A 19,170-nucleotide genomic window follows, 5' to 3' on the forward strand; every position below is an offset into this window, starting at 1 on the left:
CACCGATGTTGTCCTCCCTGGATTCGCGGCGATATTAGCGGTAGGGTCCGTGAAGGACGTCGATCTCGGGTGCGCTCTTCGCAAGCTTCATGTGTCGTGATGTACGAGCGGGCCATCGGGGCGCCTCGGTCGCTTCGGCGCACTCGGGCGCCACGGGCATCCCCGGCGTCACGAAACCGTCATCCCCCCGACCGATGCTCCGCCGATCCTTTCAAGGGCAGGGCCTGTCGTGCATGCCGTCCTCCATCCAACGCCGCTGATCCACGCATCCCCATGACCACCGCACCCAAGCCCGACCACGACGATCTCGTCGAACGCATCCGCCGCGACCTGCAGGACGGCTATGACGAGGAGCTGGAACTCGAGATCGAGGACCGCCACGTCGACGAGGCGCTGCGAGCGCTCGACGAGGAAGGCACCGACTGCACGCACGACGAGCGCCATGCCTACTTCAAGAACCTGTTCCGGCTGCAGCGCGAGCTGGTCAAGCTGCAGGACTGGGTCCAGCACACGCGCCAAAAGGTGGTGATCGTCTTCGAAGGCCGCGACGCGGCCGGCAAGGGCGGCGCCATCAAGCGCATCACCCAGCGCCTGAACCCGCGCGTGTGCCGCGTGGTGGCGCTGCCCGCGCCCAACGACCGCGAGCGCACGCAGTGGTACTTCCAGCGCTACGTGCCGCATCTGCCGGCCGCCGGCGAGATGGTGCTGTTCGACCGCAGCTGGTACAACCGCGCCGGCGTCGAGCGCGTGATGGGCTTCTGCGGCGACGACGACGTGGAGGAGTTCTTCCGCTCGGTGCCCGAGTTCGAGCGCATGCTGGTGCGCTCCGGCATCACGCTGATCAAGTACTGGTTCTCCATCAGCGACGAGGAACAGCACTTGCGCTTCCTGGGCCGCATCCACGACCCGCTCAAGCAGTGGAAGCTGTCGCCGATGGACCTGGAGTCGCGCCGCCGCTGGGAGGACTACACCCGCGCCAAGGAGGTCATGCTGGAGCGCACCCACATCGCCGAGGCGCCATGGTGGGTGGTCGCCGCCGACGACAAGAAGCGCGCGCGGCTGAACTGCATCCAGCATTTGCTCGACCAGTTCCCGTACCACGAGGTGCAGCGCACCGAAGTCCGCCTGCCCGAGCGCGAACGCCATGACGACTACGTCCGGCACCCGGTGCCGCCCGAGCGCTTCGTGCCGGAGAAGTACTGACGGCCTCGAGCGCCGGCCCGCGGGCCGCGACTAGGACTCCACCGCGGACGCCAGGAACTGATCCCGCGCCGGCAACGCGTCGATGTGCCTCGCCAACGAGTGCGCGAGCGCCTCGATGCTGTCGCAGCGCGACAGGTCGCGCCTGACGAAGTGCCGGGCGATCGGGCCGATGTGCGTGGCCAGGGCCAGCTCGACGCGGGCCACCCGCGCCGCGTCGAGGAGGCCTTCGGTTCGCGCCGGCCGCGGTGACGGCGCGGGGACGGCCCGGGCCACGTCCCGTGCGTCGGGCCGATGCACCGCCACGGTCCTGTCGGGCGGGGCTCGCGTGGCGAGCCGGGCAGCCCGGGCGATCCGGGCAAGCGCCGCGCGCATCTCGGCGGCGCTCGCGAAGCGGTTCTCCGGCCTGCGCGCCATCGCCCTGGCCAGCACCGCGTCGACCACCGGCGGGAGCACGTCCGGCCGCAAGGCCGTGGGACGCGGCGGATTCTGATGCAGCACCTGGTACATCAGCGCCTGCGGCGTGCCGCTGAAGGGCGCCCGTCCGGTCAGCAGCCGATACAGCAGCACGCCGCAGGCGAAGAGATCGGCCCGTTGATCGACGGGGCCGCCCTGGTACTGCTCCGGCGCCATGTAGCCCGGCGTGCCGATCAGCGCCAGCGCCTGCGTCAACTGCCGGTCGACGATGCGAGCGATGCCGAAGTCGGTCAACTTGATCCGGCCATCGTCGGTCACCAGCAGGTTGCCGGGCTTGATGTCGCGATGCCAGACCCCTTGCGCATGGGCGCAGGACAGGGCGTCCAGCAACTGGTCCATCACGGCCAGCGACCAGGCCAGCGGCGGCACCTCGTGATCGCGTAGCCACTGGTCCAGCGCCACGCCGTTCACCTTCTCCATGACCAGGTAGGAGAACGGCCCCGCATCCGCGACCCCTTCGCCGAAGTCGTGGATCGTCACCACCCCGGGGTGAACGATGCGGCCCACCGCGCGCGCCTCGTTGCGGAAGCGCGCGCCCGCGGACGCCACGCCGGGACCGTCGTCCGACGCCTCGGTCAATCGCCGGTGGATCACCTTGATGGCCACCGTGCGCTGGATGTCGGGATCCAGGGCCTCGTAGACGATGCCCATCGCGCCTTCCCCGAGCACGCCCCGCACCAGGTACTTGCCGATGCGGCGCGGGTGGGCCAACGATCGATCCTGCGTCATGCGCCGCGCTCCAGCATGTCCATGGCCTTGTCCAGGCTGCGTCGCATGCGGGTGAAGGACCGCGCCAGCATGCCGATCTCGTCGCCCGCGCCGGTGTCGAACGGCGGCACCTTCTCGCCCAGCGACACGCGGTCGGCCAGTTGCGCCAGGCGTGTCACCGGCTGGATGACCAGCAGCCACAGCATCGCGTTGAGCGCCACGCCCATCAGCGCGAACGCGGCCGTCAGCGCGCCCAGCACGCCCCAGAAGGCTTCGGACGCCTGCTTCAGCGGCAGCGTCATCGGCACGGTGACCACCTCGGCGCCCAAGGTCTCGCCGAGCTTCCAGCCGAAGCCGTTGGAGGGCCCGTAGCGCGCCACCAGCGTGGCGGGCGCCGTCTCGGGGGAGGTGTGGCAGCCCAGGCACAGCGCGGAGCTCAACCGGATGGGGCGCGCGATGTAGAGCGCCTCGCCGCCGGGGGTCTCGCGCCGGCCGACGAATTCCGTCAGGCCGGGCTTGCGGGTGAACTGCGCGATCACGTCCTCCTCCCAGGCCACCGCGCGGTTGCGAGGATTGGTCGGGTTCAGCATCGCGGCCTTGTAGCCGTAGTCCTGATAGGCCTTGGACAGCGTCGCCAGCACCTCGTGGGCGGAGAAGGCCGGCACCGACTCGGGCACGAAGCGCTCGCGCAACTGCGCTTCGAGCAGCGGCCGGATGTGGTCGGCGGTGTAGCTGTTGACCGCGCTCGCGCTGTGCATCAGCAAGCGGGCCCGGTCGGCGACCTGCGCCTGCGCGTCGTGCTGCAGCCATCGCCAGGCCACGACGGCGGTGCCGGACAGGCCGAGCAGGAACACCCCGAGGAAGATCAGGTTGAACTTGAACAGCAGCGTCCACTGGTTCCAGCGTCGCGACGACGCCTCGCGCGAGGACGCGAGGCTCCCGGTGTCGATGCGGCTCATGAGGTCATCGCGTCATTGCGTCGAGGGCGGGGTCGGGGAGCGACGGGCTCGCGCGCCGAGGTCGCTCCCCGGGCCCATCACCACTTGCCGGACGGCACGTACTTGTTGCCGTTGGCCACGTAGCGGTCGATCGCGGCCTGCAGCTCCTGATGCTGCTCGCAGCGCGAGGAACACTCGGACGCCAGGGCCGCCAGCCGGGCCTGCGCCTTGGGCAGCTCGCCCTTCATCAGGTAGAGCTCGCCCGAGTACTCCAGCGCGTTGCGATGGTGGGGGTCGATGCGCAGGGCGGCGTCGTAGTAGCGCTCGGACGCGGCCAGATCCGGCGTCGAGCTCTTGCGCAGCGTGTAGCCCATCAGGTTGTTCCAGTCCGCGCTGCCGCGGTCGTCCACGCGGCGCAGCTCCTTCAGCGCGGCGTCCCACTGGCGGGCGTCGATGGACTTGCGCGCCGCGGCCAGCGGATCCTTGGCCGCCGCGGGCGTCGGGGCCGGCGGTGCGATGTCCGCGGCCATCAGCTGCATGGAGAAGGCGCCCAGCGCCAGGGCCAATGCGAGGGTGGTTCTGCTTTTCACGGGATGTCCTTTCGAGGTGACAGGAGGCCGCGATCGCATGCCGCCGGCGGGATGCCGGCCGGTCGACGCGATCGTCCACGGCAAGACATACGGAGCAGCCCGCCGGACGGATGCGTCCGGATCGCGCATCAGGTGTAACAGGGCGGTCCGGCGCGCTTTTTTTTCCGCGGGGGTGCATCCAGCCGCACTCTGGCTCCGTAAGTCGTTCCGACACAACCCCAAGGACGTTCCCATGATGCGTAACGCAATCGCCGCCCTGGCGCTGCTGGCCCTGCTCGATGGCTCCCGGGCGCAGGCGCCCGCCGACACCGCCGGCGCCACCCCGATGTCGTCGGCCGCCCAGGCGGCCGACGACAAGGACATGCCGGCCATGCTGCGGCCGGCCCCCGACCTGCGACCGGTGCTGCGGCTGCGCGCGGTCGGCGCGCAGATCTATGAATGCGTGAAGAGCGACGGCGGTGGCTGGGAATGGAAATTCCGCGCTCCCGAGGCAACCCTTTTCGACGCGCGTGGAACGAAGGCAGGAAGCCACGGCGCGGGCCCGTTCTGGAGTCTGGAGGACGGGTCGCGGATCGTGGGCCAGATGACCGCGTCGTGGAAGCCGTCCAGCGCGGACGCCATCCCCTGGCTGCTGCTGAAGGTGAGCTCGCGCACCGGCGTCGGTGGCCTGGAAGGCGTCGAGGCGGTGCAGCGCATCAACACGGTCGGGGGCGTGGCGCCGCCGGCCCAGTTGTGCCCCGGCCTGGCGTCCGACCGCACGGTTCGGGTGCCTTACGGCGCCGACTACGTCTTCTGGAGCGCCGTCAAGCCGGGGTGATCCGTCCGCCGCCGGCATGCCGGGGCAGCGCCCCTCACGCCCCCCGCGATCCGGGGGGATCCGCGGTCGACGGGCCGCCGTAAGTCGACTCGGTGTCCGCTTCGGGGTGGACGTCAGCCCCTCCAACAACTCTTGAAGGATTTCCCATGAAAGACTCTTCGCACCGTCGGCGCAACGCTCGTCGCGCCGTGTTGTCGCTGTCCCTGGCCGTGCTGGCCGGGACCTCGTCGCTGGCCAGCGCGGCCACCATCACCTTCGACACCGATCCCTTCGCGGGCAGCACGGCCCTGACGACGCCGGGCCGGCAGGTGTTCGCCGGCAATGAGCGGATGTTGCCGTCCTTCAATCTCGCCACCGACAAGTTCGTCTTCAACCTCGACGCGTTCGCGAGCTATGGCATCGCCGGCCTGAGCTTCCTGAACGCCGCGTCGTCGGGCATCCCCGCGACCGGCTTCAACACCATCGTCCTGCAGGACACCGACAACGACGGCAATCCGGCCACGCCCTTCGCGGCCGGCACCGCCGCCAACGTGATCGCGGGCAAGGTCGCCACCGACGGCGCCGGCTTCTTCATCTATCACAACAGCGTGCTGGACGTGAATCGGCTGGTCTTCTCCACCAACCTCCACGATCCCACCGCCGACCTGAGCGTGCTGGCGCGGATCACCAATCCGACCGGCGCCGCCTCCATCGCGCAGTTGCCGCTGTTCACCAGCGACAACTTCGTGGCGTCGGTGCCGGAACCCTCGTCGTTCGCGCTCTTCGGCATGGGTCTTGCAGCCTGCGCCTTCGTCGCGCGGCGGCGCCAGCGGACGGCGGGCGTCGCGCCGACCTTCCGCTGAGGGGTCTGTTGAGCGGTTGGTCGCGCGGCCTGTCGATCCGCCCATCCACAGGCCCGCGCCTCGCATGAATGTCGAGGGTCCACCGAACAGGTGGACCCTTTTTGGCGTTGTCCGGCGCTGTCTGGCGAGCAGCGTCCGGTGGTCCCGGAATCCGAGGATTCCTCGCGCCGCGCCCCTCGGGCCGCTTGAACGTCTGGAGTCCTATGAAGGTATCGCATCGCTTGTGGATCGGCTTTGGTGCCGTGCTGGTCATCATGGTGGCGATCGTCATCGCCGGCATCTGGCAGGTGGAGCAGATCAATGGCGCGCTGCACAGGAATGGCGACCTGCATGCGCCGATCCAGCGCATCGCGATCAACTTCCGCGGATCGGCCTACGGCCGGGCCATCGCGGTGCGCGACCTGATGCTGTCGACCCGGGAGTCCGAGCGCCTGGCCGAGATCCAGGGCATCGACCAACTGGCGCGCAGGTACGAGGACCAGTCCGCCGCGCTGGCGCAACTGCTGCAGCGCGCCGGCGCCGACGCGACGGTGCGGGCGCTGCATGCGGACATCCGCGCCGCGGAGGCGCCGGCGGTCGCCGCCATGCGGCGCATCGTCGAGGTCGCCGGCGCCGGCCATGCCTTCGACGAGGCGGACCGGGCACGGATCTTCGCGGAACTCAAACCGCGCTTCGCGACCTGGCTGGGCGCCATCAACCGGATGATCGAGCACGAGGAGTCGGAGATGCGGGCGGCGGATGCCGACGCGCGCGCCGCCGCCGACCGGGTGCTGGGCATCATCGGCTGGTGCACCGTGCTGGCGGTGGGCGCCAGCGTGGCCACCGCCGCCCGCATCGCCCGCGACCTGCTCAGGCAGCTGGGCGCGGAGCCGGGCGAGCTCGCGGCCTTCGCCGGGCTGATCGCGCGCGGCGACCTCAGCCGGACCCGCTTCGCCGCGGCGGTGCCGGCGGGCAGCGTGGCGGCCTCGCTGGTGGCGATGCAGGGCGGGCTGTCCGGCATCGTCGGCGAGGTGCGCAAGGCCTCGGCCGCGATCGCCACGCATGCGCAGGCGCTGGCGCGCGGCAACGCCGAGCTCTCCACGCGCAGCGCCACGCAGGTCTGCAGCCTGGAGGACGCCTCCTCGTCGATGCAGCAGATCACGCGGGTCGTCCAGGCCAATTCCCGGCTGGCGACCGAGGCCGCGTCGGTCGCCGCGCGCGCGAGCGCCGACGCGCGACGCGGGGCCGACGCGGTCGGCGAGGTGGTGCAGGGCATGTCCTCGATCGCGGCCAGCGCGACGGAGATCTCGGACATCGTCACCGTCATCGATTCGATCGCGTTCCAGACCAACCTGCTGGCGCTCAACGCCGCCGTCGAGGCGGCGCGCGCGGGCGATCACGGCCGCGGCTTCGCGGTGGTCGCGAGCGAGGTGCGACGGCTCGCCGGTCGCACGGCGCAGTCGGCCCGCGAGATCAAGGGGCTGATCGCCGGCAGCGGCACGCGCACGGAGGCGGGCGCCCGGCTGGCGACGTCCGCCGGCGGCGTCATCCAGCAGCTGGTGATCCAGGTGCAGGAGGTGTCCGGCCTGGTGGACAGGATCCGCGCGGCGTCGGACGGCCAGCGCGTGGGCATCGAGCAGGTGGGGGGCGCCGTCGTCGGCGCGGACGAGGCCACGCGGCAGAATGCCGCGCTGGTGGAACACAGAGCGGCGGGAGTCGATGAGCTGAAACGTCAGGCCACGGAGCTGTCCCGGCTCGTGAGCTGGTTCCAGCTTTCCGACGCGGCGCTGGGCGGACAGTGAGTGCGGGCAATGCAAGCAAACCAGAATCTTCACGAATTGATGGCGCGCGTGGCGCTGCGCGATCGCGCGGCCTTCGAGCAGGTGTATCGCCTGACCAGCGCGCATCTGTTCACCGTGTCCCTGCGTATGTTGAGGAATGAGCAACGCGCCGAAGAAAACCTGCAGGAGGCCTACGTGAGCATTTGGCATCACGCGCTGACCTATCGGCCGGACGCCGGCGCGCCCATGACCTGGATGATCAACATCGTCCGGAACAAGGCCATCGACGCGCTGCGCTCCCGACGGCCGGAGGACCAGCAGGCGATCGACCTGGACGACGAGGCCTTCGCGGTGCCGGCCGACGCGGCGGGCGAGCCGCTGGCGCTGCTGGAGCAGAACCTGCGCGAGGCTCGCGTCGGTGCCTGCATGCAGACGCTGTCGGCCCAGCAGCGGCAGGCCCTCGCGCTGGCTTACTACCGCGGCATGGTCCACACCGAGATCGCCGACGCCATGCACGCGCCGCTGGGCACGATCAAGGGCTGGGTGCGTCGCGGGCTGGACCGCCTCAAGGCCTGCCTGGAGGCTGCTGGAATGACCTCGCCATGAACTACGAACGACCCGAATTGATCGAACACCTGGCGCGCGAGTACGTGCTGGGCACGCTCCAGGGGCCGGCCCGCCGCCGCTTCAAGGGGCTGGCCGCGCGATCGCCGCGCATCGCCGCGGCGGTGGCCTCGTGGGAGGCACGCTTGGCGGTGATGGAACAGGCGCCGGTGCTGATTCCACCGCCGATGTCCACCTGGCGCGGCATCGAGCAGCGGCTGTTCCCCAGCCCATCGCCAGCGGCAGCGCGGCGCACGCTCGGCGCCGCGCTGCGGTGGCTCGGGGCGCGCGCGGCGGGCGGCGTCCTGGCGGGCCTGCTGGTCGCGGTGGTGGTCGTCAAGTCGACGCCGTCGTCGCTGGGGCTGGAGGTCGCCTCCGAGGCGCTGCCCGCGAGCTACGTCGGCGTGCTGACCGGCCCCGGCGACAAGCCGTCGGTGGTGGTGAGCTCCAGGCGGCATGGCAAGCAACTGTCCGTCAAGGTGCTCGCGCCGATCCCGGTCCCGCAGGGCAGCGTCGCCACGCTCTGGGCGATTCCGAAGACGGGCGAGCCATGGGCGATCGGCACGGTGGCGCCGTCGGGCAAGACGCAGATCGGCTTGCCGGCGGAATCGGAGCAACTCTTCGCCAACGTGAGTCGTCTGGCGATCAGCCTCGAGGAGGGCGCCGGGCCGCGGCCGGCGTCGCCGTCGGCCTACGTGTTGCAGGGGGCCTGCGTGAAGGTCTGGTGAGGACGCGGCCAGGGGGCGCGCCGGCGCCGGATCTTGAGCAGATGTGATCGGCGGGTGTCTCCATCAGGGGTGTATCCGTTTCGCCGGTTGCTCCGTATGTCGATGTGTGGCGATCAACGCCTCGCACATTCTTCAAAAGAGCAACCCGATGTCAGATCTTCTTCACCGCCGCACGCTGCTGGGCACCGCGGCAGCCGCCCTGATCCTGTCCGCCTGTGGCGGGAGCGACGGTGGGTACGACGGCGGCTATGGCATGGCCATGCCGCCCCCGGCGGCGGTCGTGCTGGAAACGATCACGGCCACGTTGACCGGCGACCAGGAAGCGCCGGCGGCCACGACCAGCGGCGCGACGGGCACCGCCACGTTCTCCCTCAACCGCGCCACCCGGACCTTGAGCGGCGCGGTAAAGCTCGACGGCCTGACCGACCCGACGGCGGCGCATATCCATCTGGGAGCCGCCGGCGACGCGGGTGCCGTCGAGATCGCGCTGAGCATCTCCGCGACGAAGGACATCTCGCTCGCCGCCACCGTGTTGACGCCGGATCAACTGGCCAACCTGGACGCGGGCAAGTACTACGTGAACGTGCACAGCGCCGCCTTCCCCGGCGGCGAGATCCGCGGGCAGATCGGCCGCGAGGTCTTCACCGCGCAGCTCGGCGGCCAGCAGGAGGTGGACCCCAAGGCCACCACCGCCTCGGGTACCGGCTTGTTGGTGCTCAACCCGCTCACCCGTGCGATCAGCGGCAGCATCGAGCTGACCGGCATCACGGCCACCGCCGCCCACATTCACGCCGCCGCGGCGGGATCCAACGGGCCCATCCTGCTGAACCTGACGGACCACGGCGGCCACGGTCACTTCACGGTGCCGGACAACACCGTCCTCGCGGCGGCGGACGTGGACACGCTGCGCAAGGGCGGCCTGTACTACAACGCGCACAGCGCCGCGTTCCCGGGCGGTGAGGTCCGCGGACAGATCGGGCGGCGGGTGCTGAAGGCGATGGCCGACGGCTCCCAGGAAGTGGTGGCGACGCCGTCGGCGGCGACCGGCCAGGCGACGGTCGTCTACGACCCCGTCACGCGCACGATCACCGGCAGCTTCACGGTCGCCAACATCACCGCCACGGCCGCGCACATCCACCGCGGCGCCGTGGGCGTCAATGGCGCGATCGCCGTGCCGCTGGCGGAGACCACGCCGGGCAGCGGCATCTGGTCGATCGCGGCGAACACGGCGCTCGACGCGCCCGGGGCCCAGGCGCTGCTGACCAGCGGCATGTACGTCAATGCCCATTCCGCCGCCTTCCCGGGCGGCGAGATCCGCGGTCAGTTGAATCCGGCGAAGTAAGCCGGCGCGGTCGTGACCCGGGCCCGGCGCCGCGCTCACTGCGCCAGGGCGCGCCGGTGCCGCAGCGCCAGCCGCAGGGTCGCGTACACCGCCGCGCTCACGGCAAGCGAGTCCAGCGCCGCGACGGGCGTCAGGCTCACCTGCCAGCGCGGCGCGAGCGCGGCCCAGCCGCTGCCGATCGCCCAGGCCGCCACCGCGTCCCAATGCCAGGCGCGATCCGCCGCGGCGCTCGAGCCCAGCCGCACGTTGACGAGATAGATGCCCGCGATCGGCGGAATCATGATGCTCAGCCACAGCAGGTAGGGCAGCAGCAGCTGGCTGATGCCGCCCAGCCCCGCGGCGGTGCCGATGGCGCCGGCGATCAGGGCCAGTCGCCCGTCGCTCCACCGCGGCGCCAGGGTCTTGCCGACCAGGGTCGCCGCGTAGAGGTTGAAGGTGTTCGTCGACCAGGCCGTCAGCACGACGGTCAGCATCGCCGGCAGGCCCAGGCCGAGGGCCAGCATGATCTTGATCATGTCCCGCTCGCCGCTGACCAGGCTGGGCGCGCCCGAGAGCACCAGCACCAGCGGGAAACCCAGTCCGTAGGCGAGCCCCGCGCCCCAGGCCGCGCGGCGGGGCGAAATGGCGAAGCGGCACACGTCGGGCGAGAGCACGGCGCCGACGATCAGCCCGCCGACCACCATCGAGATGCCATTGCCCAGCGACGTCGAGCCGGTGGCCACGTGGCTCCACAGCCGGTCGACGGCACCGCTGCCGTCGCGCATCGCGGCGCCGAAGGTCCAGGCCAGCAGCAGGATCTTCAGCGGCGTCGTGAGCGTCGACAGCCAGTTCAGCGCACGGAAGCCCGCCATCGCCGTCGCCGTGGCGAGCACGCAGCCCACCAGCGACAGCACCCACGGCGGTTGCGACGCCAGCCCCGCGCCCATCGACGCCAGCGCGTGGCCGAGCATGGTCGACATCACGCCGAACCAGCCCAGCACGCTCACGCCGAGCACCGCGTTGGCGAGCCTGGCGCCCTGTCGCCCGAAGGCGTCGCCGATCAACTCGTAGGTGGTGCGGCGTCGCAGCGCGCCGGCGGCGCCGGTCATCGCGGCCAGCAGACCGAGCAGGCCGCCGCCGGCCAGGCAGACGATCAGGCCCGACCTCGCGCCGAAGGCGAAGCCGATCTCCGCCCCCATCACGAAGGCCGGCAAGGCGATCATCACCGCGAGCAGGATCAGCACGATCCGCCACGCGCCGACCAGGGGAGTCGAGGAGCCGGGGGGATTGGTCATGGCGGGATGGGAAGACCCACGAGAAGGGAGGGGAGGCGGGGCAGTCGGCACGACGAACGGCGGGCGCTCAGCGCCGGTCCATCGTCAGTTGCTCGACGGGGCGGTAGTCCAGGTCGTAGCCGAAGGCCCGCGGCCCCACCCGGGCGATGGCGGCCGGCGTGCGCCACTCCGGCACGCAGGGCAGGCCGAGCACGGCGACGCGCAGGCCATACCGCACCTGCTCGGCGGTGATGGGCTCGCCCGTCTCCATGTCCACGGTGCAGATCAGGTCCGGCGTGCTGGCCAGGATCCGCTCCTCGCTGCGCGCGACCAGGAATTCGTTCTGGTAGAGCAGCTCGACGTCCTCGCCGCGGTGCTCGTCCAGGCCGGTGATGCGGGCCAGGCCCTTGCTCCAGCGGCCGTCGATGGTGCGCTGCAGATCGATCACCTTGCCCTTGAACAGGCAGTGGCCGTCGGTCACGCGCACCAGCTCGGCGACGGGATCGAGATGCCGCTCCCGCGCTTCGAAGAGCGCCTTGCCGGTGCGCTGCGTCATCGAGATGGAGCCCAGAACCAGGCTCTTGCGCGCCTGGGCCACCGTCATCGAGTACAGCGCGGAGTAGCAGGAGCCGCCCATCTCCATCGTGAGGGCGCGCACCATGCCCTCCAGGCTTTGCACGTCCACGGTGTCGAGCACCAACCCGTTGCCTTTCTCGTCGGCCAGCGCCAGCGGCGCCGCGTCGATGCCGTGCAGCGCGCACAGCGTCATGTCGAGCTTGGGGAAGGCGCGCCCCATCGTGTCGCCGTCGACCAGCGGCAGCCCCAGCTCGGCGGCGACGCTGAACGGGATGACGGAGTTCATGCCGCCCACCTCGCCCGAGAACAGCGCCGCCGCCTTGCGGCCCAGCTTCGCCTCCAGCTGGCGCAGCGCGAGGACCAAGGGCGCGGTCTCGGCCAACCGCTCCAGCATCACCGTCGGCGCGCCGATCATCGCGACCGAGATGATCAGGTCGTCGTCGCGCAGCTCGTCCAGCGTGATCAGCCGCGCCGGGCCGTGCGCGCGGATCGCGCGTTGCGCCAGCAGCTTCCCGATGTGGGGATCGCCGCCGCCGCCCGTGCCGTACAGCGCCGCGCCGATGGCGATGGCGTCCAGGTCCTTCACATCGATCAGGTTCACGCTCATGCCGAGCCTCCCTTCGTGGCTTGCTCATTCAGATCACCGACGACGCGCACCCGGATGCGCGTCGCGTTGCCGCCGATGTAGGCCAGCGGCACGTCCTCCACGTCGATCACCGCGAGCGTGTCCCGCGCGGCGCCGGCCGCCACGGCGCGGGTCTCGGCGGCCTCCCGCACGATGGCGATCGCCTCCTCGCGGGAAAACTTGTCCAGGTCCATCACGCGATCCACCTCGCCGCTGACCTGCGCCATCGCGGCGCCGACCGCGTTGGCGCAGCCGAAGTGCGGCGGTGTCGTCACCGGCTGGCCGCGCAGCTCGTCGCCCAGCAGGATCGAACCGCCGCCGACGACGATGACCGGCAGCGGCTCGGCCGAGGTCCGCATCCGCTCGACCGCGTTGAACACCATCAGCTGCAGCAGCTCGTAGCAGGTCCGCACGCCGTTCCAGGGCAGGTCCGCCACCCGGGTCGGGTCGCCCAGGCGGGCCACGCCCGCGGCGACGGCAATGTCCGTGGCCGTCAGCGTGCCGCCGCCAAAGACGAGGGCCTTGCTGTGGATCGCGTAGCCGACGCTCTGCGGGCCCAGGCTGCCGAAGTCCGACGCGACCAGCGATCCGCCGCCCAGCCCGATGCTGTAGACATCGGGCATGCGGAAGTTGGTCCGCACGCCGCCGACCTCCACCGCCACGCCGGCCTGGCGGGGAAAGCCGCCCTGCAGCACGCCGACGTCCGACGTGGTGCCGCCGATGTCGACGACGATCGCGTTCTTCTCGCCGGACAGGAAGGCCGCGCCGCGCATCGAGTTGGTCGGCCCCGAGGCCACCGTCAGGATGGGAAAGCGCGCGGCCTGCTCCGCGGCCATCAGCGTGCCGTCGTTCTGGGTCAGGTAGAACGGTGCCGTGATGCCGCTCTCCGCGAGCGCCTGCCGGAACGCGGCGATGACCTCCAACCCCAGCGGCCCCAGGCAGGCGTTCAGGATCGCCGCGTTCTCGCGTTCGAGCAGACCGAGCCGGCCGATCTGCGACGACAGCGTGAGGCGCGCGTCCGGGATCACCTGGCGGATCAACTCGGCGGCGGCCGTTTCCTGCGCGTCGTTGAGGATGGAGAAGGCGCCGGAGACGGCGATGTCCTTCAGGCCGAGATCGGCGAAGGCCCGCGCATGGCCGAGGATCTCCGCCGGATCCGGCGTGCCCAGGGGCCGGCCGTCGTATTCGTAGCCGCCGTGGGCCAGGCGCCAGTGCATCTCGACCGCCGCCTGGAAGTCCTCCGGCCAGTCGCTGCCGGGCGGCAGGCCGCGCGTGGCTGGCAACGCCAGGCGCAACACGCCCACCCGGCTCAGCTTGCGACGCTCGACGAGGGCGTTGGTGAAGTGCGTCGTGCCGATCATCACCGCGCCGATCTGCGTCCGCGCCACGCCCGCGCCGGCCACCACGTCCCGCAGCGCCTGGGCGACGCCGCCGATCACGTCCGCCGTCGTGGGCGTCTTCAACCCGCACAGGACCTCGCGGCCACGCATGACGACGGCGTCGGTGTTGGTGCCACCGACGTCAATGCCGACTCGAATCATTTGCTGCTCCCTTGCTCGTTGATGCCTTCACGGTGCGACCGCACGTCGGCGGACCGCGGCCGCTCGCACGGTCGTGACCGCGACCGTGTGCGTGCCTGTGCGGGGTCGCCGACGCGACCGTCGGCGCGCCGGCCCGCGAGACCGTGCGCGGCGTGGTTCGCCCCGTCGGTCACTCGAATCGCCACCGGGCCTCGACCCCGTAGGTGCGCGGCGTCGCCAGCGATCCCAGGTCGTAGGGCAGGCCGCTGTACTTGCCGGCGTTGTAGTCGGCGTAGTACCGCTTGTTGGCCAGGTTCTTGCCGACCAGCGCGACGGACCAGCGGTCCCTCGATTCGCGCAGCCCGATGCGCAGGCCCCACAGGTCCAGCGCCGGCGACACGTTGGCGTTGTCCGGGTGCCAGTACTTCTTGTCGCGGTGCTCGTAGTCCAGCCGGATCGAGCCTTCGATGCCGGCCGCCACCGCCTGGGCGTACTGGATGCCGAGGTTCACCTTGAACGGCACGTTCTTGGGCGTGTGGTGGCCGACGGCGCCGGGTTCGGCGCTGTCCTGCTTGATGGTGCTGTCGGTGATGCCGACGCCGCCGTCGAGCTCCAGCCCCTTGAATGGCAGGTAGCGGAAGTCCAGGTCGAGCCCCTTGAGGTCGACGCGATCGATGTTGGAGATCACCTGCGCGCTCTGCTTCACGTCGACGTAGAAGAACTGGAAGTTCTTCGAACGGGATGCGAAAACGGCGGAATTCAGCAGCAGCCGGTTGTCGAGCAGCGTCGTCTTCAGGCCCAGCTCGGCGTTGGTCAGCGTCTCGGGCTTGAAATCGGCCTGGCCGGGCGCGTTGAAGCCGCCGGAGCGGAAACCGGTGCTGAGCGTGCCGTAGGCCAGCACCTCGGGGTCGAGCTTGTGCGTCAAGGTCACCTTGGGCTGCCACTTGCCGTAGCTGGCCTCGCGCACGCCGCCGTGGATCACGTCGGTCTGGCGCCGCTGGTCGCGGTCGTAGCGCAGCGCGGTGGACAGCGTCAGGTCCTTGCGCAGGTCGTAGTCGATCTGGCCGAACACCGCCGAAGCCTTGTTGCGATTGGATTCCTCGTTCTCCAGGATGCGCTTGGCCGGATCGTCGAACTGGCCGAGCGAGCTGTCGGTGTCGACGAAGGCCCGCGTGTCCAGGTCGCGCCGGGTGTCCAGGTAGTAGACCCCCGCGATCCAGCGCAACGGCTGGCCGGTGCGGGACGTCAGCCGCAGTTCCTGGCTGATCATGCGCACCTTCAGGTCCTGCCCCTGGCCCCCCTGGAAACCCAGGCCCAGGAAGCCGCTGGGCATGGCGACGGGGTTGCTGAAGTCGAGGTCGCCGCGGTAGCCCTCGCGCAGCCGGGTATAGCTGGTGATGGCGGTGAAGGTGCCCAGCGCCAGGTCGGCCTCGACCTTGGCGCTGAAGTCGTCGGTGCGACCCGTCGTCTTGCCCAGGATGTTCTGCACCGGCAGGGCGATGTCGCTGGGTTTGCCGCTGGCGACGATGGAGTCCCAGGTGGCGCCGGCCTTGAAGTCGACGGTGCTGGCGCGCAGGTCGACCTGCACGTCGCTGTTCGGGCGCAGCAGCAGCTTGGCCCGCAACGAGTTGTCGTGGTCCACGCCATCGATCTTGCGGCCGAGGTAGGCGTTCTCCTGGAGGCCGCTGGTATGCAGCGTCTGGCCGACGATGCGGAACAGCGCCACGTCCTCCTTCAACGCGCCGCTGACGCCGCCCGACAGCTCGCGCTTGCCGCCGTTGCCCAGTTCCGCGCCGACAAAACCCTCCAGCTTGTTGCTCGGGGCCTTGGTCTCGATGTTGATCGCGCCGCCGATGGCGTTGCGGCCGTACAGCGCGCCTTGCGGCCCCTTGAGCACCTCGATCCGTTCGATGTCGAACAGATTCATCTTGAGCTGCTTCTGGTTGTTCTGCGGCACGCCGTCGACGACGACCGCGACCGGCGAGTCCGCGTTGTTGATCTGCGTCACGCCGCGCAGCACGACGAACGAGTTGCCGTAGGTGAAGCTGTTGTCGAAGGACATGTTCGGCGTCAGGTTCACGAAGTCCTGCGTGCTGGCGATGCCCATGCTGGTGATCTGCTTGGCCGAGAAGGCCTTGACGGCCACGGGCACGTCCTGCAACAGCTCCAGCCGGCGCTGCGAGCTCACCACGACGGTCTCGAGCTTGGTGCCCGCGTCGCTGGCCGCGGCGGCCGGCGCGGGCGGCTGCTGCTGCTGCGCATGGGCCTGCAGCGCGGCGAGGGTGGCCAGGACGAGGGGAAGGGGGCGGGGAGGGCGGCGCATCGGGGAGGCTCCTGTGTCGCCGGTTGGACCGGCTTGGCGGGGTGGGCTGTGGCAAGTCTCGATTTCAGGGGCCCTCATGACAATGGACGCGGTGGGGGATGGGCGGGTGAGATTCGGGTGATGGGGCAAACCCAGCCCCGGAAAACGCGGCGGTGTCCGGGGGACCCGCGCGAGCACAATCGCACCGCATGTCGGCCGTCTCCCTCAGCCTCCGTTTCGAGCCCATCGTCGATGTCGATGAGGCGCTGTGGCGCCAGCGCGTGATCGATCAATTGCAGGCCGCGCCCCCGATCGGTGCGCGGCTGACCTTGCTCAGCGCGCCGGCCGGCTTCGGCAAGACCACGGTGCTGGCGCAGGTGGCGGCGCAGACCCGCGACAACGGCCAGCCGGTGGCCTGGCTGAACTGCGACGAGCGAGACAAGGACCCGGCCATGTTTGCCGACAACCTGGCCGCGGCGCTGGCGCGTTGCGATCCGGGCCCGGCCGGGGCGGAGGCGGCGCTGCTGGATCGCCTCGCGGCCTTGAGCGAGCCGCTGCTGCTGTGCATCGACGACTTCGAGCGCGCGTCCGGTCCCGAGGTCGACGGGCTGGTGGAGCAACTGGCCCGCGTGGCGCCAGCCGGGCTTCGCATCGTGCTGGCCAGCCGCGAGATGCCGCACCATCAGCTGACGCGGCTGCAACTGGCCGGCAAGCTGCGGCTGGTCGACGCCGAGTCGCTGCGCTTCAACCTCGACGAGGCCAAGCGCCTGCTCGGCGGCGCGCTGTCCGAGCAGGACGCGGCGCAGATGTCGGCCTACGCGGACGGATGGCCCTTCGCGCTGCAACTCGCCCGGTTGCGCGCCGACGGCGGGGCGATGCCGCCCGCGCTGGGCCGCGAGGCGATCAAGATCCCGCGGCGGCAAATCTTCGACTACCTGGCCAACGAAGTGCTGGCGACGCTGCCCGCGCCGCTGGTGGAGTTTCTGAGCGACGTCTCGCCGCTGGAGCGGGTGGACGTGGCGTCGGCCAACGCCCTGCGCGAGCGCGATGACAGCCAGGCCCTGATCCGCCAGCTGGCGCGCATCCGGCCGGTGGTGATCGTGGACGAGGACAACTGGTCCGCGCGGCTCCATCCGCTGCTGCGCGACTACCTGACGGACTCGCTGGAGTCGAGCTCGCCGGGCCGCGCGGCGGCGTTGCATCTGCGCGCCGCCCGTCACCTGGCAAGCCGCGGCGAGCTGCACGAGGCGGTGGCCCACGCGGTGGCCGGCGGCCGCCTCGACCTGGGCGCCGACCTGATCGAGGAGGCCGGCGCCTTCCGGCTCGTCGCGACCGAGGGCGCGGTCCGCCTGCGGCTCATCCTGGAGCAGTTGCCCGACGTGGTGATCCGGCGCCGGCCTCGGCTGCGCCTGATCCAGATGATGCAGCTGGTGCTGGACGGCGGCACCGTCGGCGTGCTGCCGGAGTTCGAGCGCCTGGAGCGGCAGATTCGCGACGCCGACAGCGGTCCCGAGGACCCGGCCCGTTTCGACCTGGAGATCGTCCGGTGCACGATGCAGATCCAGGCGTCGTCGCATCACCTGCGCTTCTCGCCGTGGTCCGCGCTGGACCAGGGCATTCAGCTGGCGCGCGCGCACGACGCGGACGACGAGCGCCTGCTGGCCTGCACCGTGCCCATCGAGATCTTCTTCCTGCATCGCTACGGCCCCATCGATCGCTGCGAGCGGCGCGTCCGGGAGATGGAGGCGCTGTACGCGCATGGCGCCTACGGCGGCAACAGCCAGTGGATGTCGCTCTATCACGCGCGCACGGCGATGGCGCAAGGCGACCTGGCCAAGGCCGACCGGCACATCCGCCTGTCGCTGCAGCAGGACGCGAACTTCCTCAACTTCCGGCAAGGCTCGCTGCATCAACTGGTGCAGGTCCTGCTCGGCCGCCTGGCCTACCAGCGCGGCGAGCTGACGGCGGCGCGCGAGCACTTCGACGAGATCCCGGCCTCGCCGATGCGGCTCTTCGAAATCCTGAGCGGCAGCTTCGTCGAGGCCGCGTTCTGCGAATTCGCGCTGGGCCACACGGACCGCGCCCTGGCGCTGCTCCAGGAGGCGCGCGAGCTGGCCTTCGAGGAGAACCTGCCGCAACTGGACGCGATGGCGGGGGCCGCGCAGGTCGAGCTGCTGGGGCGGCTCGGGGATCTGGACGGCATGCGCGCGATGGCGGAGCGCATCAAGCTCGACGCGCTGTGGGACCTCGCGCAGGAGCCGTTCGCGTTGCCCTGGGTGCTGGTGGAGGTGACGGCGCGGGCCGTCTTCTGCCAGCGCCTGCTGACCGGGCAGGCGGCGCGGGCCGAAGCGGTGGGGCATGCCCTGGAGACGCTCGCCCAAGGCAGCGGGCATCGGATCACCGCGCTGTGCGCGGCGCTGATGCTGGCGCGGTCCACGCAGGACGACGCGGCGCTGCGGCGGGCGCTGGCGCTTGGTCAACGGGCGGGCGTCGTCCAGACCTTCATCGACTTCGGCGCCGAATTGATGGCGCAGGTGCGGACCTGGCTGCAGCAGGCCGATGCCCCCGGCTCGCCCGAGGCGACCTGGGCGGCGCGCGTGCTCCAGGCGTGGGAGCAGCGCTTTCACGAGCGGGCCCACGGGGCCGTGGCGACCTTGCTGACGCCGCGGGAGCTCGACGTGTTGTGCGAGCTGGCCAAGGACCACGCGACCAAGCAGATCGCGAAGAACCTGATGCTGTCGCCGGAGACGGTCAAGCACCACCTCAAGTCGATCTTCGCGAAGCTCGACGTGCGCAGCCGGGAGGAGGCGATCCTCGAAGCCCGGCGGCGGGCGGTGATGCCCTGACGTGATGATGCGGTGACGGCGCGGCGCCAGCCGCGCGGCTGAG

15 protein-coding genes are annotated in these 19,170 nt (G+C 70.8%); 8 read left to right on the forward strand and 7 right to left on the reverse strand.

The annotated features are described in order from the left end of the window. Positions 1 to 273 precede the first annotated feature (273 nt). Positions 274 to 1,203, forward strand: a complete 930-nt coding sequence (ppk2, locus tag CDN99_RS25285; protein WP_088388035.1) for a polyphosphate kinase 2 — start codon at positions 274 to 276, stop codon at positions 1,201 to 1,203. Positions 1,204 to 1,233: 30 nt separating this feature from the next. Here the strand turns inward: ppk2 and CDN99_RS25290 are convergent, their stop codons facing one another. From CDN99_RS25290 to CDN99_RS25300, 3 genes are all read right to left on the reverse strand, one after another. After that, the gene (locus tag CDN99_RS25290; protein WP_088388037.1) at positions 1,234 to 2,406 is read right to left on the reverse strand and encodes a serine/threonine-protein kinase; all 1,173 of its coding nucleotides are present in this window, start codon (positions 2,404 to 2,406) and stop codon (positions 1,234 to 1,236) included. Further along, positions 2,403 to 3,344, reverse strand: coding sequence for a Tll0287-like domain-containing protein (locus tag CDN99_RS25295; protein WP_088388039.1), 942 nt, complete (start codon positions 3,342 to 3,344; stop codon positions 2,403 to 2,405). The genes CDN99_RS25290 and CDN99_RS25295 overlap by 4 nt, the downstream gene beginning before the upstream one ends. 77 nt (positions 3,345 to 3,421) lie before the next feature. Next, positions 3,422 to 3,913 carry a tetratricopeptide repeat protein gene (locus CDN99_RS25300; protein ID WP_238139703.1) on the reverse strand — a complete coding sequence of 164 codons (492 nt, stop codon included), beginning with the start codon at positions 3,911 to 3,913 and terminating at the stop codon, positions 3,422 to 3,424. A 232-nt stretch (positions 3,914 to 4,145) separates the two neighbouring features. On the opposite strand from CDN99_RS25300, the gene CDN99_RS25305 reads away from it, so the two are divergent. From CDN99_RS25305 to CDN99_RS25330, 6 genes are all read left to right on the forward strand, one after another. Further along, positions 4,146 to 4,730: a DUF3455 domain-containing protein gene (locus CDN99_RS25305; protein WP_158218961.1), complete on the forward strand. Its 585-nt coding sequence runs from the start codon at positions 4,146 to 4,148 to the stop codon at positions 4,728 to 4,730. A 146-nt stretch (positions 4,731 to 4,876) separates the two neighbouring features. Then, positions 4,877 to 5,572, forward strand: coding sequence for a PEP-CTERM sorting domain-containing protein (locus tag CDN99_RS25310; protein ID WP_088388044.1), 696 nt, complete (start codon positions 4,877 to 4,879; stop codon positions 5,570 to 5,572). A gap of 203 nt (positions 5,573 to 5,775) precedes the next feature. Further along, positions 5,776 to 7,353 carry a methyl-accepting chemotaxis protein gene (locus tag CDN99_RS25315; RefSeq protein WP_088388046.1) on the forward strand — a complete coding sequence of 526 codons (1,578 nt, stop codon included), beginning with the start codon at positions 5,776 to 5,778 and terminating at the stop codon, positions 7,351 to 7,353. Positions 7,354 to 7,362: 9 nt separating this feature from the next. Next, on the forward strand, positions 7,363 to 7,938 hold the full coding sequence (locus tag CDN99_RS25320; RefSeq protein ID WP_088388048.1) for a sigma-70 family RNA polymerase sigma factor: 576 nt from the start codon (positions 7,363 to 7,365) through the stop codon (positions 7,936 to 7,938). Then, positions 7,935 to 8,663 carry an anti-sigma factor gene (locus CDN99_RS25325; protein WP_088388050.1) on the forward strand — a complete coding sequence of 243 codons (729 nt, stop codon included), beginning with the start codon at positions 7,935 to 7,937 and terminating at the stop codon, positions 8,661 to 8,663. Before CDN99_RS25320 ends, CDN99_RS25325 begins: the two co-directional genes overlap by 4 nt. 148 nt (positions 8,664 to 8,811) lie before the next feature. Continuing rightward, positions 8,812 to 10,005 (forward strand): CHRD domain-containing protein, encoded by a 1,194-nt coding sequence (locus tag CDN99_RS25330; RefSeq protein ID WP_088388052.1) that lies wholly within the window; start codon positions 8,812 to 8,814, stop codon positions 10,003 to 10,005. Between the two features lie 35 nt (positions 10,006 to 10,040). Here CDN99_RS25330 and CDN99_RS25335 read toward each other — a convergent pair whose 3' ends face one another. From CDN99_RS25335 to CDN99_RS25350, 4 genes are all read right to left on the reverse strand, one after another. Then, on the reverse strand, positions 10,041 to 11,279 hold the full coding sequence (locus CDN99_RS25335) for a cytosine permease (RefSeq protein ID WP_141100986.1): 1,239 nt from the start codon (positions 11,277 to 11,279) through the stop codon (positions 10,041 to 10,043). 67 nt (positions 11,280 to 11,346) lie between these two features. Next, positions 11,347 to 12,441, reverse strand: coding sequence for an S-methyl thiohydantoin desulfurase family protein (locus CDN99_RS25340; RefSeq protein ID WP_088388056.1), 1,095 nt, complete (start codon positions 12,439 to 12,441; stop codon positions 11,347 to 11,349). Then, complete coding sequence (locus CDN99_RS25345) at positions 12,438 to 14,000, reverse strand: hydantoinase/oxoprolinase family protein (RefSeq protein WP_088388058.1); 1,563 nt, start codon at positions 13,998 to 14,000, stop codon at positions 12,438 to 12,440. Before CDN99_RS25345 ends, CDN99_RS25340 begins: the two co-directional genes overlap by 4 nt. A 169-nt stretch (positions 14,001 to 14,169) precedes the next feature. Further along, on the reverse strand, positions 14,170 to 16,302 hold the full coding sequence (locus CDN99_RS25350) for a TonB-dependent receptor (RefSeq protein WP_158218962.1): 2,133 nt from the start codon (positions 16,300 to 16,302) through the stop codon (positions 14,170 to 14,172). 188 nt (positions 16,303 to 16,490) lie between these two features. Here CDN99_RS25350 and CDN99_RS25355 point away from each other — a divergent pair, with 188 nt between their 5' ends. Next, entirely contained in the window at positions 16,491 to 19,127 is a 2,637-nt protein-coding gene (locus CDN99_RS25355) for a LuxR C-terminal-related transcriptional regulator (protein ID WP_088388062.1), read from the forward strand. The last annotated feature ends 43 nt before the right edge of the window (positions 19,128 to 19,170 follow it).

The organism is Roseateles aquatilis, from assembly GCF_002205645.1.
Lineage (GTDB): Bacteria > Pseudomonadota > Gammaproteobacteria > Burkholderiales > Burkholderiaceae_C > Roseateles > Roseateles aquatilis.